General features: G+C 40.6%; 30 protein-coding genes, 2 tRNA genes and 1 pseudogene. 16 read left to right on the top strand and 17 right to left on the bottom strand.

Annotated features, from left to right (window positions below):
- Positions 1 to 2 precede the first annotated feature (2 nt).
- The 6 genes from proQ to NO991_RS05375 form a co-directional block, all read right to left on the bottom strand.
- On the bottom strand, positions 3 to 653 hold the full coding sequence (gene proQ / locus NO991_RS05400; RefSeq protein ID WP_054551396.1) for an RNA chaperone ProQ: 651 nt from the start codon (positions 651 to 653) through the stop codon (positions 3 to 5).
- Between the two features lie 14 nt (positions 654 to 667).
- The gene (locus tag NO991_RS05395; protein ID WP_371351742.1) at positions 668 to 946 is read right to left on the bottom strand and encodes a hypothetical protein; all 279 of its coding nucleotides are present in this window, start codon (positions 944 to 946) and stop codon (positions 668 to 670) included.
- A complete protein-coding gene (locus tag NO991_RS05390) occupies positions 943 to 1,404 on the bottom strand; it encodes a GAF domain-containing protein (RefSeq protein WP_166340277.1) in 462 nt (153 codons plus the stop codon). The genes NO991_RS05395 and NO991_RS05390 overlap by 4 nt, the downstream gene beginning before the upstream one ends.
- A 125-nt stretch (positions 1,405 to 1,529) precedes the next feature.
- Entirely contained in the window at positions 1,530 to 1,925 is a 396-nt protein-coding gene (locus NO991_RS05385; RefSeq protein WP_054551399.1) for a hypothetical protein, read from the bottom strand.
- A 152-nt stretch (positions 1,926 to 2,077) separates the two neighbouring features.
- A tRNA-Ser gene (locus NO991_RS05380) sits at positions 2,078 to 2,168 on the bottom strand.
- 41 nt (positions 2,169 to 2,209) lie between these two features.
- Positions 2,210 to 2,300, bottom strand: a tRNA-Ser gene (locus NO991_RS05375).
- 259 nt (positions 2,301 to 2,559) lie between these two features.
- On the opposite strand from NO991_RS05375, the gene NO991_RS05370 reads away from it, so the two are divergent.
- From NO991_RS05370 to NO991_RS05315, 12 genes and pseudogenes are all read left to right on the top strand, one after another.
- On the top strand, positions 2,560 to 3,225 hold the full coding sequence (locus NO991_RS05370; protein ID WP_062564480.1) for a Bax inhibitor-1/YccA family protein: 666 nt from the start codon (positions 2,560 to 2,562) through the stop codon (positions 3,223 to 3,225).
- A 55-nt stretch (positions 3,226 to 3,280) separates the two neighbouring features.
- On the top strand, positions 3,281 to 3,634 hold the full coding sequence (tusD, locus tag NO991_RS05365) for a sulfurtransferase complex subunit TusD (protein ID WP_371351741.1): 354 nt from the start codon (positions 3,281 to 3,283) through the stop codon (positions 3,632 to 3,634).
- Complete coding sequence (tusC, locus tag NO991_RS05360; protein WP_138600636.1) at positions 3,631 to 3,987, top strand: sulfurtransferase complex subunit TusC; 357 nt, start codon at positions 3,631 to 3,633, stop codon at positions 3,985 to 3,987. The genes tusD and tusC overlap by 4 nt, the downstream gene beginning before the upstream one ends.
- Positions 3,984 to 4,250, top strand: coding sequence for a DsrH/TusB family sulfur metabolism protein (locus NO991_RS05355; RefSeq protein ID WP_054551403.1), 267 nt, complete (start codon positions 3,984 to 3,986; stop codon positions 4,248 to 4,250). Before tusC ends, NO991_RS05355 begins: the two co-directional genes overlap by 4 nt.
- A 3-nt stretch (positions 4,251 to 4,253) precedes the next feature.
- On the top strand, positions 4,254 to 4,583 hold the full coding sequence (locus tag NO991_RS05350) for a TusE/DsrC/DsvC family sulfur relay protein (protein WP_054551404.1): 330 nt from the start codon (positions 4,254 to 4,256) through the stop codon (positions 4,581 to 4,583).
- A complete protein-coding gene (locus NO991_RS05345) occupies positions 4,583 to 5,230 on the top strand; it encodes an rRNA large subunit pseudouridine synthase E (protein ID WP_235373475.1) in 648 nt (215 codons plus the stop codon). The genes NO991_RS05350 and NO991_RS05345 overlap by 1 nt, the downstream gene beginning before the upstream one ends.
- A pseudogene (locus tag NO991_RS05340) lies at positions 5,223 to 5,656 on the top strand (NUDIX hydrolase). The gene NO991_RS05345 and the pseudogene NO991_RS05340 overlap by 8 nt, the downstream one beginning before the upstream one ends.
- Positions 5,657 to 5,743: 87 nt before the next feature.
- Positions 5,744 to 6,844, top strand: a complete 1,101-nt coding sequence (gene mnmA / locus NO991_RS05335; protein WP_054551934.1) for a tRNA 2-thiouridine(34) synthase MnmA — start codon at positions 5,744 to 5,746, stop codon at positions 6,842 to 6,844.
- Positions 6,844 to 7,446, top strand: a complete 603-nt coding sequence (gene hflD, locus NO991_RS05330; RefSeq protein ID WP_054561602.1) for a high frequency lysogenization protein HflD — start codon at positions 6,844 to 6,846, stop codon at positions 7,444 to 7,446. The genes mnmA and hflD overlap by 1 nt, the downstream gene beginning before the upstream one ends.
- Before the next feature lie 33 nt (positions 7,447 to 7,479).
- Positions 7,480 to 8,850 carry an adenylosuccinate lyase gene (gene purB / locus NO991_RS05325; RefSeq protein WP_371351740.1) on the top strand — a complete coding sequence of 457 codons (1,371 nt, stop codon included), beginning with the start codon at positions 7,480 to 7,482 and terminating at the stop codon, positions 8,848 to 8,850.
- Positions 8,851 to 8,923: 73 nt separating this feature from the next.
- Positions 8,924 to 10,069, top strand: coding sequence for a cupin domain-containing protein (locus NO991_RS05320; RefSeq protein WP_294409706.1), 1,146 nt, complete (start codon positions 8,924 to 8,926; stop codon positions 10,067 to 10,069).
- Positions 10,070 to 10,081: 12 nt separating this feature from the next.
- Positions 10,082 to 10,540 carry a GNAT family N-acetyltransferase gene (locus tag NO991_RS05315; protein ID WP_138615853.1) on the top strand — a complete coding sequence of 153 codons (459 nt, stop codon included), beginning with the start codon at positions 10,082 to 10,084 and terminating at the stop codon, positions 10,538 to 10,540.
- Positions 10,541 to 10,607: 67 nt separating this feature from the next.
- Here the strand turns inward: NO991_RS05315 and NO991_RS05310 are convergent, their stop codons facing one another.
- The 6 genes from NO991_RS05310 to NO991_RS05285 all read right to left on the bottom strand — a co-directional run bounded on the left by NO991_RS05310 (position 10,608) and on the right by NO991_RS05285 (position 15,821).
- Entirely contained in the window at positions 10,608 to 11,054 is a 447-nt protein-coding gene (locus NO991_RS05310; RefSeq protein WP_054551411.1) for a DUF4826 family protein, read from the bottom strand.
- Positions 11,055 to 11,167: 113 nt separating this feature from the next.
- Complete coding sequence (locus NO991_RS05305) at positions 11,168 to 11,698, bottom strand: DUF924 family protein (protein ID WP_300359952.1); 531 nt, start codon at positions 11,696 to 11,698, stop codon at positions 11,168 to 11,170.
- 9 nt (positions 11,699 to 11,707) lie between these two features.
- Positions 11,708 to 12,952: a lipoprotein-releasing ABC transporter permease subunit gene (locus tag NO991_RS05300; RefSeq protein WP_300542941.1), complete on the bottom strand. Its 1,245-nt coding sequence runs from the start codon at positions 12,950 to 12,952 to the stop codon at positions 11,708 to 11,710.
- On the bottom strand, positions 12,942 to 13,640 hold the full coding sequence (lolD, locus tag NO991_RS05295) for a lipoprotein-releasing ABC transporter ATP-binding protein LolD (protein ID WP_300359948.1): 699 nt from the start codon (positions 13,638 to 13,640) through the stop codon (positions 12,942 to 12,944). Before lolD ends, NO991_RS05300 begins: the two co-directional genes overlap by 11 nt.
- Entirely contained in the window at positions 13,633 to 14,850 is a 1,218-nt protein-coding gene (locus tag NO991_RS05290) for a lipoprotein-releasing ABC transporter permease subunit (RefSeq protein WP_138600616.1), read from the bottom strand. Before NO991_RS05290 ends, lolD begins: the two co-directional genes overlap by 8 nt.
- Positions 14,851 to 14,939: 89 nt before the next feature.
- Positions 14,940 to 15,821, bottom strand: coding sequence for a LysR family transcriptional regulator (locus NO991_RS05285; RefSeq protein WP_082389169.1), 882 nt, complete (start codon positions 15,819 to 15,821; stop codon positions 14,940 to 14,942).
- 110 nt (positions 15,822 to 15,931) lie between these two features.
- On the opposite strand from NO991_RS05285, the gene NO991_RS05280 reads away from it, so the two are divergent.
- Together NO991_RS05280 and fghA are read left to right on the top strand one after the other, a co-directional pair.
- Entirely contained in the window at positions 15,932 to 17,053 is a 1,122-nt protein-coding gene (locus NO991_RS05280) for an S-(hydroxymethyl)glutathione dehydrogenase/class III alcohol dehydrogenase (protein ID WP_300359945.1), read from the top strand.
- A gap of 54 nt (positions 17,054 to 17,107) precedes the next feature.
- A complete protein-coding gene (gene fghA / locus NO991_RS05275) occupies positions 17,108 to 17,944 on the top strand; it encodes an S-formylglutathione hydrolase (RefSeq protein ID WP_194441534.1) in 837 nt (278 codons plus the stop codon).
- Positions 17,945 to 17,958: 14 nt separating this feature from the next.
- On the opposite strand, the gene NO991_RS05270 is transcribed toward fghA, so the two are convergent.
- From NO991_RS05270 to NO991_RS05260, 3 genes are all read right to left on the bottom strand, one after another.
- Positions 17,959 to 18,267 carry a hypothetical protein gene (locus NO991_RS05270; RefSeq protein ID WP_300359943.1) on the bottom strand — a complete coding sequence of 103 codons (309 nt, stop codon included), beginning with the start codon at positions 18,265 to 18,267 and terminating at the stop codon, positions 17,959 to 17,961.
- A complete protein-coding gene (locus NO991_RS05265) occupies positions 18,257 to 18,598 on the bottom strand; it encodes a hypothetical protein (protein ID WP_166340299.1) in 342 nt (113 codons plus the stop codon). Before NO991_RS05265 ends, NO991_RS05270 begins: the two co-directional genes overlap by 11 nt.
- A 75-nt stretch (positions 18,599 to 18,673) precedes the next feature.
- Positions 18,674 to 20,167, bottom strand: coding sequence for a BCCT family transporter (locus tag NO991_RS05260; protein WP_300419086.1), 1,494 nt, complete (start codon positions 20,165 to 20,167; stop codon positions 18,674 to 18,676).
- A gap of 227 nt (positions 20,168 to 20,394) precedes the next feature.
- Here NO991_RS05260 and NO991_RS05255 point away from each other — a divergent pair, with 227 nt between their 5' ends.
- The gene (locus NO991_RS05255; protein WP_054561617.1) at positions 20,395 to 20,811 is read left to right on the top strand and encodes an MgtC/SapB family protein; all 417 of its coding nucleotides are present in this window, start codon (positions 20,395 to 20,397) and stop codon (positions 20,809 to 20,811) included.
- Between the two features lie 4 nt (positions 20,812 to 20,815).
- Here the strand turns inward: NO991_RS05255 and NO991_RS05250 are convergent, their stop codons facing one another.
- Both NO991_RS05250 and NO991_RS05245 read right to left on the bottom strand, forming a co-directional pair.
- Positions 20,816 to 21,892, bottom strand: coding sequence for an energy transducer TonB (locus tag NO991_RS05250; protein ID WP_166340301.1), 1,077 nt, complete (start codon positions 21,890 to 21,892; stop codon positions 20,816 to 20,818).
- 101 nt (positions 21,893 to 21,993) lie between these two features.
- Positions 21,994 to 23,892, bottom strand: coding sequence for a beta-ketoacyl synthase (locus tag NO991_RS05245; protein ID WP_300542948.1), 1,899 nt, complete (start codon positions 23,890 to 23,892; stop codon positions 21,994 to 21,996).
- Positions 23,893 to 24,019: 127 nt separating this feature from the next.
- Here NO991_RS05245 and NO991_RS05240 point away from each other — a divergent pair, with 127 nt between their 5' ends.
- The gene (locus NO991_RS05240) at positions 24,020 to 25,030 is read left to right on the top strand and encodes a GlxA family transcriptional regulator (RefSeq protein WP_166340305.1); all 1,011 of its coding nucleotides are present in this window, start codon (positions 24,020 to 24,022) and stop codon (positions 25,028 to 25,030) included.
- The last annotated feature ends 36 nt before the right edge of the window (positions 25,031 to 25,066 follow it).

The raw sequence follows: 25,066 nt of genomic DNA, 5'->3' as shown, positions 1-25,066 counted from the left end.
TATTAAATGATATACAGGCTGTCTGCTTTGGTCTTAACTTGCATCCCTGTTACTAACTCAACGTGAACTTCATCTTTATTCACTTCAGTAATAACCGCGTTTACAAGTGCTTGGCCAAGTTTAACTTTAACTTTGCTATTAACCTTGACCTCTGAGGCAGGTAAAGGTTCAACTTTTCCTGAACGTTTTGCAGGAGCAGCTTTAGCAGGCTTATTATTTACTTTAGCGCCTTTTTCGCCAGATTTAGCGTGGTGGCCACTATTCTTTTTGTAAGATTTTGTGTCACCGTCTTTACGTGGACGTTGTGGCTTCTTACGCTTTGCCATTTTAGCGCGGCTTTCTTCTAAAGCTTTTTGTGCGTGCTCAATGTGTTCTTGTTCTACTTTTTCATCTTGATTACCATCAAGATCGATACGGAACTCAGACTTAGTCACCGCTTCTAAATAGCGCCAGTTTGAGGTGTACTTTCTTAGTGCTTGACGAACCTGAGTTTTACTTACTTTCTCAGAACCTTCAATACGCTCAGCGATATCTTTAAAGATACCTACTTTAAGCGGCTGAATACCGTCTTTTTGTTTAAAACATTGTGGAAATTCTTGGTATAAGAAATCCAATACTTCATTAATATCTTTTAGCTTGTTTGTGGTTTCCATGTTAGAACCTTTTATTACATCTTTTCATCAAGTGATGAATCGGCATAGTGTGTTACCCAGTCGGTCAACTCTTCGAAGTCCGCTTCAATAAGCGCTAAATCACCACGAAGGTGTTCCCAAATACCATTTATAATTTCATCAATTGATTCACAGTCAAGGTCATCTGGTAGACGCTCCCATGCCATGTGAATCAAGTCGTTGAGCCTTTCGGCAACAACTTCTTCTTCCCCTTCCCAATCACCAACATCATGGATTGCAAAGAGGTAATCTTGCACATTTAGCAGATCTTTCATTTTAGATTTGCCTCAAAGCATTTTACCAATGCTTCTAAACCAGCTTGATCATCAGCATCGAATCGCGCAATGCTTGGGCTGTCGATATCAAGTACAGCAAATACTTTACCGTCTTTGAAAATCGGCACAACTACTTCAGAGTTAGATGCAGCATCGCAGGCAATATGACCAGCAAATGCATGCACGTCTTCAATGAGTTGTGTTTGTTGTGTTTGCGCGGCAGTTCCACATACCCCTTTACCTACTGGAATACGGATACATGCAGGATTACCTTGAAACGGCCCTAGCACTAATTCTTCAGGTGAATCCATTAAATAAAAGCCCGCCCAATTGATATCCTCTAAAGAGGTAAATAACAGCGCACTAATATTTGCCATGTTGGCAATAACATTTGATTCACCAGCGATTAGCGACTCAGTTTGTTTAACTAATGACTGGTAAAAATCTTGCTTTTGCATACCAAACTACTTCTTATTAAACATACAGTAGCTAAAGGTACTCTTTGTAGACGACAAATGAAACCTTTTAAGGGCAAAAAAAAACATTTTGCCCTCAATTTCAGTCAGCTTGATTAAATATTCTGCTATTGATGAGAAGATTGTGTTGTAAGGCCCTGTCTTAAACCAAATAAAAACAGTCCAGCTGCCAGAGCAGACATCATAGCATTGACTACAAAAGCCATCCCTGTTGTAGCGCTCAGTAAGTAGCTAAAAATAGCGCCACCTAGTAAGCCAAGTGTCAGAACACCTGAATAATTAACCTTTGCATATTTAAACATAAGTAAATAACCAGGCACTACAAATGCTGCCATAGTTAAGCCTACTATGTGTGCATTGGCAATTGCGCTAACAAGTAAGTTAAAGAAAATGCTAAAACCATTTCCTTCAAGTGTGAATGCATAATAAAGGCCTAAGATACAACCGATGATCACAGGCGATAATAAAGAAAGTCCTACACTCTTTGCTAAACGATGTTTCATAAATTCCCTAATGTCACAAAGATAATACGAGAAGTGTTAAGCATGGACTAACTAGTTAAAATGCGAAATATCGACAATAGTCGTAATTTGCAGAACAAATGAGAAGCTTAAGAAACAAAAAAGCCGCTGAATAAATTCAGCGGCTTCAATGATGGTGGAGAGATAGGGATTTGAACCCTAGAGGGGCTACAAACCCCTGCCGGTTTTCAAGACCGGTGCATTCGACCACTCTGCCATCTCTCCGAATGCGAAAACCTACCGGCTTACGCCAGTAGTAAAAATAATGGTGGAGAGATAGGGATTTGAACCCTAGAGGGGCTACAAACCCCTGCCGGTTTTCAAGACCGGTGCATTCGACCACTCTGCCATCTCTCCGACGGCGTGCATAATAGATAAGGCAGCCGTGTTTGTGAAGCTTTTTTTCAAAAAAACTGTTTAAGTGATTAAAAAACAATTAATTTGCTCAGCATTAGTACAACAATGTTTAGATTGTGCGCAACATTGAACTTTTCAATTATTTATCTTGTCTATTGATCCACAATAGTTTGCCCAAATATATAACTCTTGATAGGCTTAGTTCAGTTTAATAATTGGAACTAACGAACGTATAAGTTCATTTAAAGGAGCTCTAACAATGGCGTTTAATCAATCGTACAATACTGCAAGACCAGTAATGTCGACTATTGAAACCAATAAAGTTTTAAAAAATACCTATTTCTTACTTGCCATGACACTGGCATTTAGCGCAGTGACAGCAGGTATCTCAATGGCAATGAATCTACCTTATTTTATGGGGTTAGTATTTAGTTTGATTGCATTCGGTGTCCTGTTTGTTGTTAACAAAAAGGCCGACAGTGCATCAGGTGTTGCTTGGGTGTTTGTATTCACAGGTTTGATGGGCGCAGGACTCGGTCCAATGCTTAACTACTATGCTGCAATGCCAAATGGCCCTATGCTCATTATGCAAGCGTTAGGCTCTACTGCGTTAATCTTCTTTGGTTTGTCTGCTTATGCACTTACCACGAAAAAAGACTTCTCATTTATGGGTGGCTTTTTAACTGTGGGTTTAATCGTAGTGATTATTGCAAGCCTAGTTAACTTATTCATCGGCAGCTCAATCACCTTTATGGTTATCAATGCTGCAGTTGTGCTAATTATGTCTGGTTTAATCTTATTTGACACTAGCCGTATTATTAATGGCGGTGAGACCAACTACATCCGCGCAACTGTTGCTTTATACCTGAACGTATATAATTTATTTACGTCTCTTCTTCACCTACTTGGTGCAAGTGATGACTAATTAAATAGTTCTGCTAAAATAGCCCCTTTCTAGGGGCTTTTTTATTGGATGCGTTTTGGCACAATTTGTACTTTCTCTTCATACCGCGCCGACCGATCACGACACAACTCAACGGCTAATTAAATTTGCACAGGCCTGTCTTGACTCTGGTCACTCAATTGCAGCTATCTTTCTTTATCAAGCAGGTGTTTACCACGCAAGTAACCATTTAGAACTTGCCAGCGACGAGCTGCCAATTAATCGTTTGTGGCAGTCGTTGAGTGAGCAAGAGATCCCCCTACTGCTATGTGTCACTGCTGCTGAAAAGCGTGGCTTAGATATTGATAACACAAGCGTGTTTACCGTCGCTGGGCTTGCAGAATTTGCGATGCTTGTCAGTGAAGCGGATAAATGGGTGCAATTTAAATGAAAAACATTTTAGTGATCAGCCAGCATGGCCCATTTGATGATCAACATATTCGTGAATCACTCGACACCACACTAATTTTTGCTGCTATTGAACAAAACATTAGTTGGCTACTCAGTGGTGAAGCTGTTTTAGCTTTGAAGAAAAACCAGCAGCCAGAGCAACTTGGCATTAAAAACTATTTTAAAACCATTAAAACGCTTGAATTATACGATGTTGAAAATATATATGTATGTGAAAAGTCGTTGATGGATTTTAACCTCACACAAGAAAGCTTAATTATTGATGTTAAAGTAGCTAACTTTGAGCAACAGCGTGAATTAATTAGCCAGCAACATCAGGTGGTGACACTATGAGTACCTTGCATATTTTTTCAAAACCTTTATCGCACTACTGCAATAATATGTTGGCCAATTTAATTTCTTCAGAAGATACAGTGCTACTTGTTAGTGATGCTTGTTATAACAACATGCAGTTTAAACAGTTCTCTTCAGCAATTCATTTACTTGAAGAAGATGCTGCAGCTCGTGATATTTCATTCAATCAAGGCGATATCGCAATAAACTATACACAGCTTGTAGAAATGACTTTAAACGCAAAAAACACAATTACTTGGTAAACCATGCTTGAATTTAATGACAAACAGATTGAAACCGACAAACAAGGCTATTTACTTGATTCAAATGATTGGTGTGAAGAGCTTGCACCCATTATTGCAGAGCAAGAGAACATTACCTTAAGTGAGCAGCACTGGGAAGTTGTGCATTTTGTGCGTGATTTTTACGTAGAGTACAACACCAGCCCTGCAATACGCATGCTGGTCAAAGCAATGGCCCAAAAGCTAGGTGAAGAAAAAGGAAATAGCATGTACTTGTATAAGCTATTCCCTAAAGGCCCCGCTAAGCAAGCGACTAAAATTGCAGGTTTACCTAAACCGGCTAGGTGTATTTAATGGTTAATAAAGCCAATAGCAAATCACGTCGCAGCAGCGGTCGAACTTATTCAAGGCCGACTCAAAAACGCCAAGTTAAAAAAGCAATTAGCCCTGAGCAGCGCAAAGTGGTGCTATTTAACAAACCATTTGATGTGCTTTGCCAATTTACCGATGACCAAAACCGCAAAACGCTTGCCGACTTTATTACTATTAAAGACGTGTATGCAGCAGGACGCCTAGACAGAGATAGTGAAGGACTGTTGCTACTTACCAACTGCGGTAAATTACAACACACACTCACTGAACCCAATAAAAAAACAGCTAAAACTTATTGGGTGCAAGTAGAAGGTGATGTGACTGATGAGGCAATCTTTGCGCTTAACAAAGGCGTAGAGCTTAAAGATGGCATGACCAAGCCAGCCAAGGTTAGACGTATTGACGAGCCATCAATTTGGCCGCGTACCCCGCCCGTTCGCGAGCGTAAAAACATTCCAACCAGCTGGTTAGAAATCTCTATCACTGAGGGGCGTAATCGCCAAGTTCGCCGTATGACAGCGCATGTTGGCTTCCCTACTTTGCGATTAATTCGTTACAGCATTGGTAACTATACCCTTGATGGCTTAGACAGTGGTCAGTTTAAAGTAGTGAACAACCCAGATGCATAAACCCAATGTCACAGTGGCCGCCATCGTCACATGCCAAGACAAATTTTTACTTGTTAAAGAGCGTGATAAACACACAGGTGATATTTGCTATAACCAGCCTGCCGGCCATTTGGAAGCCAATGAAACCTTAGCTGAAGCAGCTCATCGCGAACTTATAGAAGAAACAGGGATTAGTCTAAATGCTAGTCACCTGGTTGGTATCTATAATTTACACGCCGCGAATGGCATTCACTATATGCGTTTTAGCTTTGCTTTTAATAGCCCAGAGCAGTTTAAACCATCTCCAAAGATGATGACATTCTCAGCGCAGATTGGTTTAGCCTTGAGCAAATTAAAAGCCTGCCACTTAGAAGCTCTCTGGTTTTAAAATGCATTGAAGATCATTTAGCTGGTAAAGCCTACCCACTTAGTTTGATTTACCAATAAGCGCTGTGATTTTGGCTGGTTTGGGTGTCTAAAAGCATGCTATAATACCGGCCTTTCCATAGCAGTTAAAAAATGACAGCGAATATTATGAGCGAAAATAGTCACATTAAAGTCATCGTGGGTATGTCCGGCGGTGTTGATTCTTCTGTATCAGCGTATTTATTAAAGCAACAAGGCTATCAAGTTGAAGGCCTGTTCATGAAAAACTGGGAAGAAGACGATAATGATGAATATTGCGCTGCAGCTGAAGACCTAAAAGACGCACAAGCTGTGTGCGACAAGCTAGGTATTGAGCTTCACACTGTAAATTTTGCAGCCGAATACTGGGACAACGTGTTTGAGTACTTTTTAGCAGAGTACAAAGCAGGCCGTACGCCAAACCCAGACATCATGTGTAATAAAGAAATTAAATTCAAAGCATTTCTAGAATTTGCAGCACAAGCACTTGGGGCTGATTACATCGCGACTGGCCACTATGTTCGCCGCGAAAAACGTGGTGATAAATTTGTAATGTGTCGTGGCCTCGATGACAACAAAGATCAAAGCTATTTCTTATACACTTTAAGCCATGAGCATATTGCGCAAACACTTTTCCCTGTTGGCGATATTGCTAAGCCTGAAGTACGCCGCATTGCTGAAGAGCAAGATTTAATTACGCACGATAAAAAAGACAGTACTGGTATTTGTTTTATTGGTGAGCGTAAATTTAAAGACTTCTTACAAAAATTCTTACCAGCACAGCCAGGTAAAATTGAAGACACCGATGGCAACGAAGTGGGTGAGCACGAAGGCTTGATGTACCACACACTTGGTCAACGTAAAGGTCTATTAATTGGTGGCATGAAAGAAGGTTCGGGTGAACCTTGGTATGTAGTTGATAAAGACGTTGATCGTAACGTATTAGTGGTTGGTCAAGGTAAAGACCACCCTCGCCTGTACAGCAATGGTTTAAATGCAAACCAGCTGCACTGGGTTGACCGCGAAGGTCCGAAAGGGACCACACGCTGCACTGTTAAAACCCGCTATCGCCAAGAAGATATCAGCTGTACTTTACTTGTTGGTGAAGATGGTATGGCGCGCGTACTATTTGATGAGCCACAAAAGGCAGTGACACCGGGCCAATCAGCTGTATTCTACGCTGACGAAGTCTGTTTAGGTGGCGGCATTATTGATTCGGTGATCAAATAATGACAGAGCACCAAGTCATGGCTTTAGCTGCCATGTGTCAAGTTGCTAAACAAGTACAAAAAGTTGCGCAATATGGCCAAGGCAGTGATCACGAATTAGAAAAATTACTAAACTGTATTGTTGAAACATCACCAAATAGCCCTGAAGACGTGTATCAGGGTAAGCATAATTTACGTGAAGGCTATCGCATTTTGATTGCACAGCTTTCGGCTGGCGCCGACAAAGACGTCGAAATCGTAAAATATGTGGGTGGTTTAATGCAATTAGAACGTGCATTAAGTTCAAAACAAAACAGCTTAAATGAATTAGGTCGTCGCATTGATGATGTTAAACGTCGCCTCGACCATTTTGCTATCACAGATGATACTGTAGTAGCAGCGCTTGCTGATATTTACTCATCGGTGCTAAGCCCCCTTGGGCATCGTATTCAAGTGTATGGCAAGCCAGAGTTATTAAAACAGCAGCTCACGCAAAACAAAATTCGTGCCCTATTATTGGCCGGAATTCGTAGTGCCGTGCTATGGCGACAAATGGGCGGTAAACGCCGTCACTTTTTCTTTGCAAAAAGAAAAATCCTCGCTATTGCTAAACAATCAATTTAATTATCGTTCAAACTAGACAATTTAGGAGTCATTATGGAGCTTTCAGCGTTAACCGCTATCTCTCCGGTAGATGGTCGCTATGGCAGCAAGACCACGGAACTACGCAGCATTTTCAGCGAATTTGGTTTAATCAAATACCGTGTAACTGTTGAAGTTCGTTGGTTACAAGCTTTATCTGCAGCTAGCGCAATCAAAGAAGTACCGGCTTTTAGCGACGAGGCTAATGCTTTACTTAATGCCATTGTTGATAACTTTAGCGAAGCGGATGCAGCACGCGTTAAAGAGATCGAGCGCACAACTAATCATGACGTAAAAGCAGTTGAATACCTACTTAAAGAAAAAGTAGCTGATAACGCAGAGCTTAACGCAATTAACGAATTCATTCACTTTGCATGTACTTCAGAAGACATCAATAACCTGTCTCACGGTTTAATGCTGACTGAAGCGCGTGACAAAGTATTACTTCCATACTGTGACCAACTTCTAAATGCATTAAAAGAAAAAGCAGTTGAGTACAAGTCAGTTGCGATGATGACACGTACCCACGGTCAACCAGCTACCCCTTCGACAATGGGTAAAGAGTTTGCAAACGTCTACATGCGCTTAAAGCGTCAACGTGACCAAATTGCTAGCGTAGAAATGTTAGGTAAAATCAACGGTGCTGTAGGTAACTACAACGCTCACCTGAGTGCATACCCAGATTACGATTGGCACAAACACGCTGAGCAGTTCGTAACGAGCCTAGGTTTAACATTCAACCCGTTCACAACACAAATCGAGCCACACGATTACATTGCTGAGTTATTCGATGCAGTTGCACGTTTCAACACTGTATTACTTGATTTTGACCGTGACGTTTGGGGCTACATTGCACTAAACCACTTTAAACAAAAAACAATCGCAGGTGAGATTGGTTCATCAACTATGCCTCACAAAGTAAACCCGATTGATTTCGAAAACTCTGAAGGTAACTTAGGTATTGCTAACGCTATCTTTACTCACCTTGCGCAAAAACTACCTGTTTCTCGCTGGCAACGTGACTTAACTGACTCAACAGTGTTACGTAACCTAGGTGTTGGTATGGGCTACACACTTATCGCTTACCAAGCGACATTAAAAGGTGTTAGCAAGCTTGAAGTAAACGAAGAGCGTTTATTAGCAGAACTAGACCAAAACTGGGAATTACTAGCAGAGCCAATCCAAACGGTTATGCGTAAATATGGTATCGAAAAGCCATATGAAAAACTTAAAGACCTTACTCGTGGTAAGCGCGTAAACCAAGAAATCATGGCTGATTTCATCGATGGTCTTGAGTTACCTGAAGAAGCAAAAGTAGAAATGAAAAAATTAACTCCGGCTAATTACATTGGTCGTGCTGTTGAGTTCATCGACAACTTAGCTTAAATTCAAATTAAGACTTAAAAAAGCGAAAGGCCTTCCTTTCGCTTTTTTTATATCAATTCGCTTAGGTCATGTTATGTATCAATTAACCATCAATTCATTAACCCAAGAGCAATTTTTAGCTGAGTATTGGCAGAAAAAACCATTACTTATAAAGCAAGGCTTCAAGGATTTTGCAGATCCGATCGAGCCCGAAGAATTGGCCGGTCTTGCCATGGAAGAAAGCATTGAATCACGTATTGTGACCAATCACTCAGATGATTGGCAAGCATACCATGGTCCTTTTGAAGACTTTAGCTTGCTAACTGAAAAGCACTCAACATTACTGGTGCAAGCAGTTGACCATTGGCATAGCGATGCAGCGCAACTATTGGAGCCATTTCGCTTTATTCCCAACTGGCGTATCGATGACTTGATGATCAGCTACTCTACCCCGGGTGGTGGCGTGGGCCCGCATTTAGACCAATACGACGTGTTTATTATTCAAGGTGAAGGTAAACGCCACTGGCGAGTTGGTTTACCTGATGCAAACTTAAAGCAATTTGCACAAAATAAGAGCCTGTTACAAGTTGAGCAATTTCCTGCCGTGATCGACTGTGTGTTAGAGCCGGGAGATATTCTCTATATTCCACCAGGTTGCCCACATGAAGGTTACGCAGTTGAAAATGCACTTAATTACTCTGTGGGTTTTAGAGCGCCAAACCAACGCGATTTATTATCACAATTTGCCGATCACCTCATCGATACTGAGCTTGGTAATCAACGATACGGTGATGCAGAGCTTAAGTTGCGCTCATCTAAAGGTGAGCTTAACCAAACTGAAGCAGAAAAAGTAAAGCAACTTATGATTGCTGCAATTAATGATGACGCAGTATTCAAGACTTGGCTTGGTAACAGTATGAGTCAGCCAAAGCATGACATGGATTTAGCGCCTTTAGAAGAGCCATATACTTTAGATGACGTAAATGACTTACTCAATGATGAAGACGTTGTTTTTGAGCGTTTAGGTGGTACCCGCGCTATCTATCAAGTAATTGACGATAAAATACTTTTAAGTATTAATGGTGTTAATTACATGCATGATTTAACTGACCTTGAATTAATAACAAAGCTCACCGATCAGACATGGGTGACCGCTGCTGACATAAATAGTTCAAAAAATAATCACATTTTCTTGAAAACCTTTACTACACTTTTAAATGAGGGTATTTGGTTTTGTTAGGAGTGTGTGTGTATGGGCTATCAAATAGATGAAGTTGAATGGAGTATCGACAAGGAACTCTTACAACAAATCCGAGAGCGGGTATTTGTATATGAACTACATATCCCAAGACACATTGAGTTTGACCATCTAGATAAAATAGCACATCACGTGCTCGTTACAGATGAAGGTAAACGCCCAGTTGCTACTGGGCGTTTATGTAATGATGGCCTTATCGGCCGTATTGCAGTTTTACCAGAACACCGTAATCGTTCGGTTTATAAATCATTATTGAATTACTTAGTTAATTTGGCTGAAAAGCAAGGCTGTGATTGTGTCAGCATTAATTGCATATTGAATGAAGTAGATAGATTCAAACAAAATGGTTTTTCGGCTGATGGTTTAGTGTTTATGGAAGCTGGTATTCCAAGGCAACGAATGCTCTGCCCTATTAAGCAATTTGATACGCGGCCATTCACTTTGGTGCATTAAGGTACATGTAAAACAAAAAAGCTGAATAACATTATTCAGCTTTTTCTTAGAAGGTATGCAGAGTTAGTTATGCTGGCTCGTTTTGCCACATTTCTTCTTTTTCAAATAACTCATATAAGCCATGGGCACGGTTGATTAACAGATTAGCAAAATCAGCTTTGGTTTTATCTACCGCACCTGATTGCATTAGCTGATCAGCCTTCATTTGCCACTGCATTGAGAAATAACGTAATACTTCACGTGCATTGTTTGCTGCACTTGCTTCAGCGTGATCGGTTGGTAAACGACCTGTGATCACCCAATAGCTCTTACCGTTTTGTGCTTTAAATTTCCAAATAGCTACTAATGGCGCAATAAAACGGCTTTCTTTTTCTACAACAGTTTGCGGAATAACGCCTTTTTCAGCTAAATGCTTTTGTGCATTTTCGAAACATTCTCTTTGCCAAATAACACTTTGTTTTTGCGCTTCAGCTTGTTCTTCTGGTGTTAATGGTCTTGCTTGTTTTTGTTCCATGGTGGTTACTCTTTTACAACATTTCTGACACTTTAAGGTTTAAAATGGCGCTGTGCAAGTATTTACAAGCAATCAAAGAGCATTTAAATTTACTTGCGTACTATTCAATCAACCTAGAAAGAAGAGTTAGGCTCAGTCAAAAATTGCAGTTCTTCAGGAGTTGATTCGCGACCTAAAATCCTATTGCGATGTGGGTAGCGACCAAACCTATCAATAATCACTTTGTGCTTTAGTTCAAATTCAGAATTACTCATGCCTTTAAACAATTGCTCAGCCTGCTGGTGAATGATTTTAGATTCACTGTGCATAAACGGCATGTAAATAAACGCAGCTTGAGAGCTAGGTAATTTTTTATCAAAGCCAAGTTCAATTGCTCTTTGCGCTAAGCTTAGTGCTTGTGGGTCTTGGCTAAAAGCCTGCGCCGTATTACGATAAATATTGCGTGAAAACTGATCTAACACGATAATTTCAGCTAAAGAGCCTAGGGCATCAACTCGCCAGTCAGCATGCTCGCCTGCGATAACCTGTAAAAGGCATTCTGAAAACTCAACCGTAATCAAGGCATCAACTTCATCAGATTGCTGATACCAAGCTTCTGGTCCTAATTCATTAAACCAGAAATCGATAATCCTTTGCTTATTCATAAACACTCCTTAATTACCAAGAACTTTTGCAGGATCGACACGGGTTGCTTGCCAAGCAGGATATAATGTTGCCAAAATAGCGAGGATAAAAGTCACAATCACCGTAATAACGATATCTTGCCAAACTAATTTACTGGGTAAAAACTCAATAAAATAAACCCCTTGTAACGGGTTATCGCCAAATAAATTACTTGCCCAAGTGAACAGTTCACTGATGTTTAACGCAAGCATCACACCGATAATCGTGCCTAGAATTACCCCGATTAAAGCTTGTGTAAAACCTTGCATCACAAAAGTTGCTAAAATGGTGCTATCTTGTGCGCCCATGGTTTTTAAAATTGCGATATTTGCCTGTTTTTCACGTACTTCCATCACTAAAGACGAAACAATATTAAAACTCGCTACCGCAATTATTAAAAACACCACGATATACACAATCGTGCGAACCATTTGAATATCTTGATATAAGCTACCCTGGGTTCTAAACCAACTCGATACATAGACATAATCAGGAATAACTTGCCCCACACGCATCGCCGTTTGATGGGCTGCGAACACATCAGCTACTTGTAGACGTAAACCGGTTACTTGGTTTTGCTCAAAACTCAACACACTTTGCGCTTTATCAAGGCGAATAAAAGCCGCTGTTTCATCAATTGGGCCGCCCATTTTTATAATACCCGCAAGATTCAAGCTAACACGCTTTGGCGCCAATAAAGTGTTACTTTGCTGGTTTATCTGTGGGATTAATAAGGTAACTGGGTCACCAATTTTAAGACCCAATCGGTTGACTATTTGCTGCCCTAAAAGCACATCTTCTTGTTGTAGCTGGCTAACTAAGCGCCCTTCTGTGAATTGGTTTAACGCCGACACTTGGTTTTCAAATTCAGGGCTAACACCACGCACTTCAACTGCTTTTAACTCACTTTTATATTGTGCCATGCCGTTAACACTTATAAACGGCGCAGCACCTGTTACACCGGCTTGAGAGCGAAGTAGAGCAACTTTTGACTGCCAATTATTGATAGGTTTGTTAGGGGCAACATATTCAACCTGCGGAACTACCGATAAAAGTCGATGTACTAATTGCTGCTCAAAGCCATTAATCACTGACAAAGCAACAATTAACACGGCGACTCCTAAAAGTATGCCGATTGTCGATGCTTTAGCGATAAAGCTAACAAAACCGTTTTGTCCGTCTTTTTGGCCACTATGGGCACGAAATCGTTTAGAAATAAAGGCACTAAGCAACATGCTGAGACTCTTTAATAGCAAGCTTACCATCATCTAAATAGGCAATTTTGCCTAGTTTATCTGCAAGTTCTAAATCATGGGTTACCACAACAAAACTGGTTTTTAAGCTAGTATTTAATTCTTTAATCAAATCGTAAATTTTAATAGCGTTTTGTTTATCTAGGTTACCCGTAGGTTCATCGGCTAGCACTAAAGCAGGCTCAGTAACTAATGCACGTGCGATTGCAACCCGCTGCCTCTCACCACCTGATAACGCCGAAGGTTTATGTTCGCTACGATGGGATAACCCTACTTTATCTAGCATGTTATGGGCTTTTTCGGTTGCCGCTTTTGCGCTTAAACCTTTAATTAATAATGGCATTGCAACATTTTCGATGGCAGTAAATTCCATTAATAGATGATGGAATTGATAAATAAAACCTAAATTTTCATTTCGGAAACTGGCTTGTTGTTTACGGTTTAATTTAGAAACTTGCTGGCCTTTAATTTCAACCTTGCCTGAGCTTTCGTTATCTAAGGTACCCAATATATGCAGTAAAGTACTTTTTCCTGAGCCTGAGCTCCCTACAATGGCTAACATTTCGCCTTGTTTAAGAGCTAAATCAACCCCTTTTAATACCGCAACCTCGTTATCGCCATCTTGATAGACTTTATTTAGCTGCTGACAATTGATAACTAAATCACTCATAACGTAATACCTCTGCTGGATTCACTTTTGCAGCTTTTCTGGCAGGATACAAGGTAGCTAAAAAGCTCATCGCAATACTCCCTGCGGCAATAAAACTCAAACTCATCACATCAAATTTAACGGGTAAACTCACGCCCGCTAGTAAATTGATGCCTAACATATTCAATAATTCATTAATGTTGCTACTCAATAGCACACCAAGTAACGCACCAATACTGGTACCGATAAGGCCATTATATAAGCCTTGGATCATAAACACGTGCTGCACTTGTAAGGGAGTTAAACCCAGTGTTTGTAAAATAGCGACTTCACTTTGTTTTTCGCTCACCATCATGGTTAATGCCGACACGATATTAAACACTGCCACGAGCACGATTAAGCCAAGTAACATCGACATAATACGCTTTTCCATTGCCACAGCCGCAAATAGTGTCCCTTGGCTAGCTCGCCAATCAGTCACTTTGTAATCGTTTAAAATAGCTAACTGAGATTGTAATACTTGCTCAACAGCAAATGGTTCATACAGCGATACACTCAAGTTGGGTGCTGCTGATTTTGCCAGCTTTAAGACCCGGCCTAGCGAATAGCCACTGGTAAATGCCAATGACATATCAATTTCTGACTGTGTTTCATAAAGTGCAGCAACAGTAAACAAGCGCTGACTAGGTACTCGACCAAGGGGAGTATATGAACTGGCATTAGGCATGATGACCCGTACTTTATCCCCAAGCGAAATACCCAATTTTCGACTCAAGTAGCGGCTAATCGCAATATGGTAGTTGCTGTCCATTACTTGTGACCAATTGCCGGCAACAATTTTATCTTTTACGTTATAGATGGAGCTTCCTTCATCATAAAGACCTTGTAACAATACGCCGTGCAAATCTTGGTTAGTTTGTAAAATGGCTTCGCCATGGCGGTATAGGTTAACTTGTTTAACATCTTGAGAATTTGCTAGTTGCTGCTTTAACTGCAGCATGGTTTCTTTCGAATTATCTTCGGCTGATACTTCAATATGAGGAATTAAACCTAGCATGTTGGTTTTAAGGTTATTTTCAAAGCCATTCATTACTGAACTAACTGTAAACAAGGCCATTAAACCAATAGCAATGCCCGCGATAGAGAAAAATGAAATAAATGAGATAAAGGCATTGCCCTTTGAGGAGCGACTATATCTCAGCCCTATAAAAAGGCTAACAGGTTGAAACATAATAAATTATGGGTATTCCAAGGGCTAAATATGCGCTCATGTTAGCATAGATTTAGCTAGCATGGGATGCGCGAAATTGTAAAAAATAATTATAAATCTGATACTTGAACAGTAGCAACCAAATGGTCAAGTAATGCTTTTACATTGGTTGCAATAAACTGCCTTGGTGGATACACCCCCCATACCCCTTCAGGTTCAGGTGCAACATTCGAAAGAACAGCAGTCAACCTGCCATCGGCTAAGTGTTCATTGACATAGTAATCTGGTAATTGCACGATGCCTAACCCTTTGATAGCAGCGTCAACCAATGCCCAACCACTGTTACAGGCTAAACGCCCAGCCACTTTGATGTGCTTATCTTGGCCCTGCTCTTTTACCCGCCAGTAACTGTTATTACCGATAAGGCAATTGTGCTGATGTAATTCACTGACACTGTGTGGTTGGCCGAATTTATTGATATATTCAGGGCTACAACAAATAACAAGCCTGCGCTGACTAATGCGCCGTGCTTTTAAAGATGAATCTTTTAAATGACCGAGGCGAATAGCCAGATCATACCCATCTTCTAATAGATTAACTTGCTCATTACTTAAATGGCTGATCACTTCAATATCTGGGTGCTTTTGCATAAACGAATGTACCGCAGGCATGATAAAACTTTCACCGTACATAACAGGAGCTGTTAGTTTTATACTGCCTTTAGGTGTCAATTGCTGCTCTGCAAGTAATGCCGTAGCATCATCCATGGCATGCTGTAATTGTTTTGTTTGATGCGCAAATACCTGCCCCTCTTGCGTTAGAACCACTTTACGAGTGGTTCGGGTTAGCAATTGGGTGTTTAATCGCTCTTCTAATTGGCTCACATAGCGGCTTACATGGGCCACTGACATACCCAATAGCTTACTTGCTTTTGTAAAACTGCCTGTTTCTGCTACCGCTAAAAACTCATCAATTCCGTGCCAACGATTCATTATTACCATACTGTAAAAGTGTTTTAATAAAACGAAGATTATCATTCATTGAGAAACAAATAAAATAGACTAAGTTTAATACTTACTTCCAACAACTATAAGGGAACGTTATGACTGATTTTATCAAATCAAAAGCGGCTATCGCTTGGGGTCCAAATCAACCACTATCAATTGAAGAAGTGGATGTAATGATGCCTAAAAAAGGCGAAGTGCTTGTAAAGATTGTTGCTACAGGTGTTTGTCACACAGATGCATTTACTTTATCTGGTGAAGACCCTGAAGGTATTTTCCCAGCAATCCTTGGCCATGAAGGTGGCGGTATCGTTGAAGCCATCGGTGAAGGCGTAACACATGTTGAGGTTGGTGATCATGTTATTCCTCTTTACACTGCTGAATGTGGCGAGTGTAAAATGTGTAAATCGGGCAAAACAAACTTATGCTCCGCGGTACGTGAAACGCAAGGTAAAGGGTTAATGCCTGACGGAACAACGCGTTTCTATAAAGATGGTCAACCAATTTATCACTACATGGGTTGCTCTACCTTCTCTGAGTACACTGTATTACCTGAAATTTCACTTGCTAAGGTAAGCAAAGAAGCGCCGCTTGAAGAAATTTGTTTACTTGGTTGTGGTGTAACAACCGGCATGGGTGCTGTTACTAAAACAGCAAAAGTTCAAAAAGGCGATACAGTGGCTATTTTTGGCTTAGGTGGTATCGGTTTATCGGCGATAATCGGTGCGAAAATGGCGGGCGCTGGCCGTATTATTGGTGTTGATATCAATACCAGTAAGTTTGATCTTGCTACTAAACTAGGTGCAACTGATTTAGTCAATCCAAATGACTTCGACAAACCAATCCAAGAGGTTATCGTTGAAATGACTGACGGCGGTGTTGATTTCTCATTTGAATGTATCGGTAATGTTAATGTAATGCGCTCTGCTCTTGAGTGTTGTCACAAAGGTTGGGGTGAATCGGTAATCATTGGTGTTGCAGGTGCAGGCCAAGAGATCTCAACACGTCCATTCCAACTAGTAACAGGTCGTGTATGGCGCGGTAGTGCATTTGGTGGCGTTAAAGGTCGCTCAGAACTACCTGAGATTGTTGAGCGTTATATGAACGGTGAGTTTGCTTTAAATGATTTCATCACACACACCATGAAACTTGAAGATATCAATGAAGCTTTCGACTTAATGCACGAAGGTAAGAGCATCCGCTCAGTTATTCATTATTAATCTTTTATTTGGCGCTAGGTTGATACCTAGCGCTTTTGTTTCAAGGATATGGTTATGCTAGAAAACATAAGCTCAACAAAAGTCAGCGGTGGCTGGCATAAACAATATACCCACCAAGCTAGTAGCACACATTGTGCTATGCGCTTTGCGATTTTTTTACCGCCCGGTGCCAGCGAAACCAATAAAGTACCCGTCATGTATTGGTTGTCAGGTTTAACCTGCACTGATGAAAATTTTATGCAAAAAGCCGGAGCATTTAAAAAAGCGGCTGAACTAGGTATTGCGATTGTCGCTCCAGATACTAGCCCTCGCGGTGAAAATGTGCCTGACGATGACAATTACGATTTTGGTCAAGGTGCTGGTTTTTATGTCAATGCGACTCAAGCGCCTTACAATGTGCACTACAACATGTACGACTATGTTGTTTCTGAGTTACCTGCACTTATCGAAGCGCACTTCCCTGTGACGACCAAAAAAGCCATCGCCGGTCATTCTATGGGTGGTCACGGCGCATTGATGATTGCACTTAAAAACCCTAAACAATACGTCAGCGCCAGTGCTTTTAGCCCGATTGTGAACCCGATTAATTGTCCTTGGGGTGAAAAAGCGTTCAGTAATTACCTAGGTAGTGATAAAGCAAGTTGGCTTGAATACGACAGCTGTGAATTAATGAAAAATGCCGTCACTGATGATTATTTACCCATGCGTATTGATCAAGGTGAGGCCGATAACTTCTTAACTGAGCAACTCAAAACGGAGAACTTATTTGCTGTCGTGAACGAAAAAGATTACCCAGCCGAAATTAACATGCACGCGGGTTATGATCATAGTTACTTCTTTATCAGCAGCTTCATTGATGAACACCTAATGTTTCATCAAAAGTATCTGTGATTAATACTTAATTTTTAGTGTGAGGGCTTAACTTCCTCACACTCTTTAATACTGCGTGTGATTTGCCTGCAAACTAATTGCGGTTGTTCTTCATTTGGTTTGAGTAAACCAATAACAGCGCGATCAATTTCGAAGCCTAACTTTGCGAATGAAAAGCCGTCGGCATCGGTTACAGTACTGTTAGTTTGATTTGCATTTGTAGTTGCAAGATTTGTTGGTTGTGAGTTTTTTGCATAGCCATCGACTATTGACCCCGCCACTGTACACCCCACTAATTGGTAGCTAATTAAGCAAATAACAAGTTTTGAAAAGTTAATCTTCATTAAAACTATCCATTAATGTAGGTCTTTTTTTTGGCTCAGCTTTGACCTCAACACATTCCTTTACTGTGCGACTTATTTGGCGGCATTTAAGCTCAACGTCTTTGTCTTTACTACCGCTCTCCAAGCCTTCAATAATCGCTTTGTCGATTTCATAACCTAGCATCGTCATGGTCATACCATAGTTCACTCGGTCATTATCTTTTTTATCTGCATAGGCACTGGCAGGCTGTGCTTGGCTAGCACGCCCACCAATACCATCAGCAACTAGGCCAATTGCAGTACAGCCACTGAGCAAACTAACAGAAAGTAATAGATACAGAGATTTAAGCATTGGTCCTCCAATACACTTAAGCTTATTTTATAAGCATAATAACAAACGCGTAGTTTAACTGTAAAAAACTGTAGATTAATCACAAATCTCGCGAATAAACTCTTTTAAAAACCCAACCAACTGCAATAGAAATATTAATAAGAAAGGTAAAGCGCCTAAAATTGCAACGCTACGATTTAACGGCTCATCTTGTAACATTAATAATGCAAAGCTGCATAGGAATAATGCTAAACACCATGCATAGAGGGTTACGCGGTTATTTTGCTCAGAGCTAACCAGTTCTCTTATGACTAATATTGCAGAGTCAGCGGATGTGGCAACAAATATCAACAATAATAATAAGCTGGCCCAAATAAACACGGTTCCTTGCCAGTCTAGTTGATTAAAAAATACAAATAAGCCTTGGCTGTAATCTTGTTTTATTGCGACTAAAATACCTGCTTGGTTAAGTCTATCCCATTCAATTGCTGCCCCCGAAAAGGTCGCAAACCAAATTATAGTGACTAAAGTTGGAATACACACAACCGCCAAAATAAATTGCCAAACCTTGCGCCCCTGACTAATTTTGGCTAGGAACACACCAACAAATGGCCCCCACGCTAACCACCAAAAGTAATAATTATATGTCCAATGAGTGGCCCAGTCAGGCGTTTTTAACTGGCTATCAAATTGCCAAGTGCCGGTTGCAAGCAACTGTAAATAGTAGCCAGTTCCATCAAATGCAATCTTTATAATAGGCTCAATTGGCACCACTAGTAGCAACCAAACAAGCAGACTAAATGCTAGGAGTACGTTAAATATACTCAGTGACTGTACCCCGCGTCGTAATCCAAATTTAACCGACAGCGAATAAATAACTGCTAACAAACAAACGATTAATGAACCTACTAATAAAGTTGAAGTAACCCCCAACTCAATTTCTACGCCTTTACTTATCAATAAAGTTGAATTAGCTATGGTGCCGACGACCCCAAAAAAAATAGCGATTACCGCAATTAACTTAACAATAAACGACACAGTAAATTTTGCAGACTTATCAAAGCGATTACCAAGCGCCGTTAAAACAGGGGCACAAATATCTCCTGATTTACCACTGTATTGCGTTAATCCCCCAAGCACGAGCGCAAATACTGCATAAAGTGCCCAAGCATGGGCGCCCCAATTAACCAAGGTTAAAGCGAGGCTACTAGCTAGTCTATCTGGGTATAAGCTTTGTTTAAGTGGAGGGTCGAGAGAATGTAATGCAGGCTCTGCTACGCCCCAAAAAACCAAACCAGATCCCATTCCTGCTGCAAACAACATGGCAAACCAACCAAAGTTTGAATACTCAACAACAGCGTGTTCGCCACCTACTTTACGGCTACCGAGTGGGCTAATGGCTAAAATAATGATGGCAAACAATAAAAAATTCACCAATAAGAAAAAGCTACTACCAATCCATTTTAAAATCATTTGTACAAACGGCTGAACTTGCTCAGTGATAACATCAGGCAAAATCACAGCAATCAGTGCACCAAACATACACAGTGCAAGCGCGGTTTTTTCAAGAGAGGAGATGGAATGTTTCAATGTGAAGCCTATTTTGTCAGCGTGTTTAGCATACTGTTAGCATGACTTAAATTCAAACAGCCAAAAGGCTGAAAAAATGACATAGCACTGCGTAAAAATCGCAAATTATAGCAAGGCATGCTTTTAAAAACCCGGCTACATGTCCCTAGTTTCATCATTTTATGTGATTTGTTGATCGGGTATTGAAATTGCAAAGCTATCATAATCTTTATAGCAAGGAACAAAGCATGGACTTTAATATTGATTGGTATGAAATTCTCGATAATTTAATTCACCTAGGCATTGCCTACTTACTTGCCCTTCCTATGGCATTTGACCGAGAAAAAACCAGTAATGGTGCAGGTCTTAGAACATTTCCATTAGTCGCTGTTGCATCTTGTGGTTATGCATTAGTGGGTATGTCTGTTTTAACAAGTTCAGAGGCAGAATCAAAAGTACTCGAAGGGATCATCACGGGTATTGGTTTTATTGGCGGTGGTGCCATTTTGAAGAATAAGAATTCAACGTATGGAACAGCCACAGCAGCCAGTATTTGGAACATGGGACTCATCGGCATTGCTGTGGCATTTAGTCGCTACGAAATCGCTTTTTTAATGGCGTTGATTAATTTCGTAACGCTAAGGTATGTTAAGCGCTTAAAGTAAACGATTAGCTAGCGTCATATTTTGAGTTAACGATGGCATAGCCAGTTTGTTTCACTTTAATCTCAGCAGGGTTTGCAGATTTAACTAATAAACCGCACCGTCTGCTTTGCTCATCAATAACGTATTTAACCGATTCACTCGCTTCAAGGTCAACGACTTGATCAGCACAGCGGATCTGTAATTTAGTGACATCGCTCGCGCCTTCAATTTTGATTGAACCGCGAGATAAAGATAAATATGACAGCTTATCTTTTGAAACATTGATTTGTGAATTAATCTGCGGTGTGCGCGCCAATAAGTCATCAATTTGCTTGATGGTGGCAAGTTTGTTTTCTTCTGAAAACTGTTTACCCTCGATATTATCTAACGCATAAATAGCATTGTAAGCAAGATTAAAATCGCCCTTAAAGCTGTACCATTGTAGCGCACTTTTAGCGACTAAATATTGTATATCCGTTGGCAACTTAGCTCGCAGTAAATAGGCTACAGACAACTGCTCATCAAAGCCAAACCATTGTTGTTGATGATAATAATATTGGCTTTTCAACCAAGCAAACAATGCCTGCTCAGAGGTGTTTTTAGTATGGTCTTTGTATAACTCAGCCAATGCTTGCTCAGCTTTATTAAACTCTTTTGCTTGTAGCATTTTATTGATTTCATCGTATTCATTAATGAAACCACGGCTCGCTTTATCATTTGAGTAACCATTAAAATACTTACCTACTTCAAATGAAAATAGGTAACCCCCTTCTACGGTTTTACCTTCTTTTGTAGCGGGTGCAAACTCTAAGTTGGTTAAGTATTTCTCTGCGTTTTCTTCGCTGCCGCGAGTATCAGATGCCATGATCACTTCAATATCTTTTGCCTTACCATGTGTATCAACCACATAAGACATTAATGCCCAACCTTCAAGGCGAGAGCCGTTATAACTACCTGGGTAACGTTTGTTTGAATTTTTAACAATGTAAGCTGATGTGGCGGCCTGTAAATCAACACCTAAGTCGTTGACATCTCGTGCTAAAGCCTGTGTTGGTAATGCGATAAGTGAACAAAGTGCTGCGAGTTTAGTGAATTTAATCATGACAATGGCTCCAATTCCCTTTGATAGGAACATTTATAGCACTAAAAAAGGCGCTTTAAAAGCGCCTTGCTGTCAAGAATGTGCTTAAACATGTCTTGAACTTAAAACATATCCTGATAAGGATTTGGTTTAGATAATAAAACTTTTTTATCAAAACCTGGGATTGTCATTGAATCTTCACTAATCTCAATGTCATTTTCATCAATTAAGCCATCACCAAAACGATAAATTAGCTCATATTGACCTAAATCTGCCTGTTGCTGATAGTCAGTTTGTGCTTGGACTACCTGAGTATGACGGTCATGATATTGCGCTATTACCGCATCACCGTGACGCCTTGCGAGCATTTTTAATGTAATTGCCGGTGATAAAACTGTCGCAGTAGCGTTATTGCCACCAAAGCCTTTTGAGTTAATGAAGGCAATATCCATTGCATCACATTGATAATGTTCAGTGCGAATATCTAAATGCTCGCTATAAACATCATCTGCCACTTTATCAATTGTGGTTATACCCGGCATAATATTGTGACTAAACACACCTAATGCCATAGCTAATTGGTCACCACTGGCAGGAGCTATAGTATGGCCAACATACGCTTTAGGTGCTGCAACCTTCCAATTATCAATTGCAAAAGTCTCTGCCACTTTATGATAGATCAGTGATTCTGTTACGCGGTTTTGTGGTGTACTTGAGCCGTGAGCTAAAATGAAACTACGCTTTTGTACTGCTTCTTGGCCAACAATACTGCTCGCTAATGCAACAGATTTGGCCATCGTAATGTAGTTACCAGGGCCCGGTGCTGTTATTGATTTTTTAATGCCATCGGCATTGACAAACACATCTGCAACACTGCCTAACACATCTGCACCTAACTCTAATGCCAATGCATCATCCATTAAAACAGCAACTTGTGCACCTTCACCAATTGTAAAACCACAGTTTTCACCAAATGGACGGCTGGTACGACGGTGATCAACCACATCTGTATTATCAAGACGCTTAAGGCCCTCTTCATTAGCAAGTGCGCTCATATTGCCAAAACCTTCAACGATTTCAGGTGTAATAGCACACTCAACAGACGCCACAATAGCTACACGCGTACGTCCTGCTTGAATATCGTTTACTGCTGCACGTAGGTTATATAAAAACGTTGCACAAGCACCTGATGTTGTAAAAGTTGTGCCCACATTGCCTGTTACATAAGCATTGATAAAGTCAGTAGACATGGTGTTTAAGCCAAGTGCAAGCTGTTTTGTACTCACACGGTCGCCCTGCTGACGCGCACGAATAAGTCCACCAAATCCTTCATCATCAACTTGACCAGCCACAGAAGCTGAGTAAGTGCCAATTTGATCAGGCTCAACGCTATTCATTACCTGCTGCCACGCCAGACCTGTCGAACGAATCGCATCAGTTGCGGCAAAGATAGTCGCTTGCAAGCCTCTTGGTTGATAACGGCTGTTATACATAGCCGAAGGTTCAAAACCTGTTGGTAATTGACCGGCCGCTTTAATTGGGTTATCGCGCGTACTGTCATGTTTAATAGCAAGATCAGCACTAATTGTAACTTTCACTTTTTTATCAGTTAATTCTTCAACCTGCCAAGCACTTGGTACTGGAGTTGGTAAATCACGGCGGCGCGTTTCAAAAACAATCTGCTGTTCATCAGACGCTGTTAACGTCATTTTTTGCTGCCATGGCGTTGCATCAACATCGAAGTGATTTTTTTCAATTTTACGAATAAGTGTACCAGCTAAAATTTGTTCACCGAACTTAGCTTCGATGTCTGATTCGGCAATGGTATTGCCGTCAGCATCTTTTAGTAAACCTTCAGTAAGGGTGACTAAGTTCATTAATGTCGCTAAGCCTAAGAATGTCTCCTGACGGGCTTTAGCGTCCAAGCTGTCTAACACGATACGACGATAACCTTGATGAAAAGAAGTGCGGCCAGCGGCATTAATACCACCCATACCGACAATAACGGGTAATGCTGTCATAAAAAACCTTGAGAAAACGTGTTATGAGAATTAAGCCAAGTTTAAATGGATTAATTAACACGCTTTATGCTTAAATAGCCAAATAACCTGCATAACAGGCCAAAAATAACTGGTCGGAGCAATTAGAGTGACGAAACTTCAACAAGTAAAAGCTATTGAAATTAGTATTTTGGTTTATCCTCATTTATTAATAACCAGTTTAACCCTGCCTATCGAAATGCTCAGAGCTGGCGAGGCCTTTGCTAAAAGCCATCGTCAGCAAAACGAATTTAAACCCTTAAACATCAATTTAGTTGCAAGTAGTCTAAAAGCGATCCCCAATCGTACTGGGCTTTCGATTATGCCCGATTGTGAAACCGTCACAGCGCCTGTAAGTGACTTAATTATCGTTCCCGGGATTTGGCGAAACCCGCGTCCAGTAGTAAGTAAACAAAAGAGTTTGGTGAACTGGCTTGGTGATTCTTGGCAGCAAGGCAGCCATATCATTGGTGTTGGCACAGGTAATTGTTTAGTTGCCGAAGCGGGATTACTAGATGGCCACCCTGCTACCACTCACTGGCACTACGCAGAACAATTTAAACGTGACTACCCTAAAGTACAGCTTAAGCCTGACTTTTTCATCACACAATCTGAGCGCATGTACACCGTTGCGAGTTTAAATGCCCTTGCCGATGTTATTGTGCATATTATTAGTCAATATTACGGCCGAGAAGCGGCGCAACATGTTGAGCGTAATTTCTCCCATGAAATTCGTAAACCTTACGAAGATCAGCGCTACCTTGAAGGTGCCGTTGATAAACACCCAGATGAGCTCATTGCACAAATTCAATTTTGGCTGAAAAACAATTTAACCTCAGAATTAACCCTGCAAGAAATTGCAGCGCAATTTAGTTTAAGCTACCGCACCTTTACGCGCCGATTTCGTCAAGCCACCAGCCAAACTCCTGTTGAGTATTGGCAACAGCTTAGAGTACAAACTGCAAAAGAGTTATTAGCGTCTTCAAATTTATCTATTCAAGAAGTTGCCCTGGAAGTAGGTTATAACGACCAAGGTCACTTAACACGAGTTTTTAAGAAAGTGCTTTCGCAAACACCCAGTGAATATCGCACAGTTGTTAGACGAAAACTATTTGGCTAAAACTAAAGTATCTAAATATATTTCAGGCTAAGTCAG

The organism is Pseudoalteromonas sp. DY56-GL22, from assembly GCF_041414715.1.
GTDB classification, from domain to species: domain Bacteria; phylum Pseudomonadota; class Gammaproteobacteria; order Enterobacterales; family Alteromonadaceae; genus Pseudoalteromonas; species Pseudoalteromonas simplex.
The sequence above is the reverse complement of the archived record's forward strand: the minus strand, read 5'-3'. Positions and strand labels throughout refer to the sequence as shown.

Bases quoted from the DNA above. Each gene is read 5' to 3' on its own strand.
- NO991_RS05310 (WP_054551411.1), bottom strand. From the start codon at position 11,054: ATGGAACAAAAACAAGCAAGACCATTAACACCAGAAGAACAAGCTGAA.
- lolD (WP_300359948.1), bottom strand. From the start codon at position 13,640: ATGAGTGATTTAGTTATCAATTGTCAGCAGCTAAATAAAGTCTATCAA.
- NO991_RS05290 (WP_138600616.1), bottom strand. From the start codon at position 14,850: ATGTTTCAACCTGTTAGCCTTTTTATAGGGCTGAGATATAGTCGCTCC.
- NO991_RS05345 (WP_235373475.1), top strand. From the start codon at position 4,583: ATGGTTAATAAAGCCAATAGCAAATCACGTCGCAGCAGCGGTCGAACT.
- purB (WP_371351740.1), top strand. From the start codon at position 7,480: ATGGAGCTTTCAGCGTTAACCGCTATCTCTCCGGTAGATGGTCGCTAT.
- NO991_RS05315 (WP_138615853.1), top strand. From the start codon at position 10,082: ATGGGCTATCAAATAGATGAAGTTGAATGGAGTATCGACAAGGAACTC.
- NO991_RS05390 (WP_166340277.1), bottom strand. From the start codon at position 1,404: ATGCAAAAGCAAGATTTTTACCAGTCATTAGTTAAACAAACTGAGTCG.
- tusC (WP_138600636.1), top strand. From the start codon at position 3,631: ATGAAAAACATTTTAGTGATCAGCCAGCATGGCCCATTTGATGATCAA.
- NO991_RS05270 (WP_300359943.1), bottom strand. From the start codon at position 18,267: ATGAAGATTAACTTTTCAAAACTTGTTATTTGCTTAATTAGCTACCAA.
- NO991_RS05305 (WP_300359952.1), bottom strand. From the start codon at position 11,698: ATGAATAAGCAAAGGATTATCGATTTCTGGTTTAATGAATTAGGACCA.
- NO991_RS05285 (WP_082389169.1), bottom strand. From the start codon at position 15,821: ATGAATCGTTGGCACGGAATTGATGAGTTTTTAGCGGTAGCAGAAACA.
- NO991_RS05250 (WP_166340301.1), bottom strand. From the start codon at position 21,892: ATGATTAAATTCACTAAACTCGCAGCACTTTGTTCACTTATCGCATTA.
- NO991_RS05300 (WP_300542941.1), bottom strand. From the start codon at position 12,952: ATGTTGCTTAGTGCCTTTATTTCTAAACGATTTCGTGCCCATAGTGGC.
- mnmA (WP_054551934.1), top strand. From the start codon at position 5,744: ATGAGCGAAAATAGTCACATTAAAGTCATCGTGGGTATGTCCGGCGGT.
- NO991_RS05395 (WP_371351742.1), bottom strand. From the start codon at position 946: ATGAAAGATCTGCTAAATGTGCAAGATTACCTCTTTGCAATCCATGAT.
- NO991_RS05370 (WP_062564480.1), top strand. From the start codon at position 2,560: ATGGCGTTTAATCAATCGTACAATACTGCAAGACCAGTAATGTCGACT.
- NO991_RS05280 (WP_300359945.1), top strand. From the start codon at position 15,932: ATGACTGATTTTATCAAATCAAAAGCGGCTATCGCTTGGGGTCCAAAT.
- NO991_RS05265 (WP_166340299.1), bottom strand. From the start codon at position 18,598: ATGCTTAAATCTCTGTATCTATTACTTTCTGTTAGTTTGCTCAGTGGC.
- NO991_RS05385 (WP_054551399.1), bottom strand. From the start codon at position 1,925: ATGAAACATCGTTTAGCAAAGAGTGTAGGACTTTCTTTATTATCGCCT.
- fghA (WP_194441534.1), top strand. From the start codon at position 17,108: ATGCTAGAAAACATAAGCTCAACAAAAGTCAGCGGTGGCTGGCATAAA.
- NO991_RS05255 (WP_054561617.1), top strand. From the start codon at position 20,395: ATGGACTTTAATATTGATTGGTATGAAATTCTCGATAATTTAATTCAC.
- NO991_RS05320 (WP_294409706.1), top strand. From the start codon at position 8,924: ATGTATCAATTAACCATCAATTCATTAACCCAAGAGCAATTTTTAGCT.
- hflD (WP_054561602.1), top strand. From the start codon at position 6,844: ATGACAGAGCACCAAGTCATGGCTTTAGCTGCCATGTGTCAAGTTGCT.
- NO991_RS05245 (WP_300542948.1), bottom strand. From the start codon at position 23,892: ATGACAGCATTACCCGTTATTGTCGGTATGGGTGGTATTAATGCCGCT.
- proQ (WP_054551396.1), bottom strand. From the start codon at position 653: ATGGAAACCACAAACAAGCTAAAAGATATTAATGAAGTATTGGATTTC.
- NO991_RS05355 (WP_054551403.1), top strand. From the start codon at position 3,984: ATGAGTACCTTGCATATTTTTTCAAAACCTTTATCGCACTACTGCAAT.
- NO991_RS05350 (WP_054551404.1), top strand. From the start codon at position 4,254: ATGCTTGAATTTAATGACAAACAGATTGAAACCGACAAACAAGGCTAT.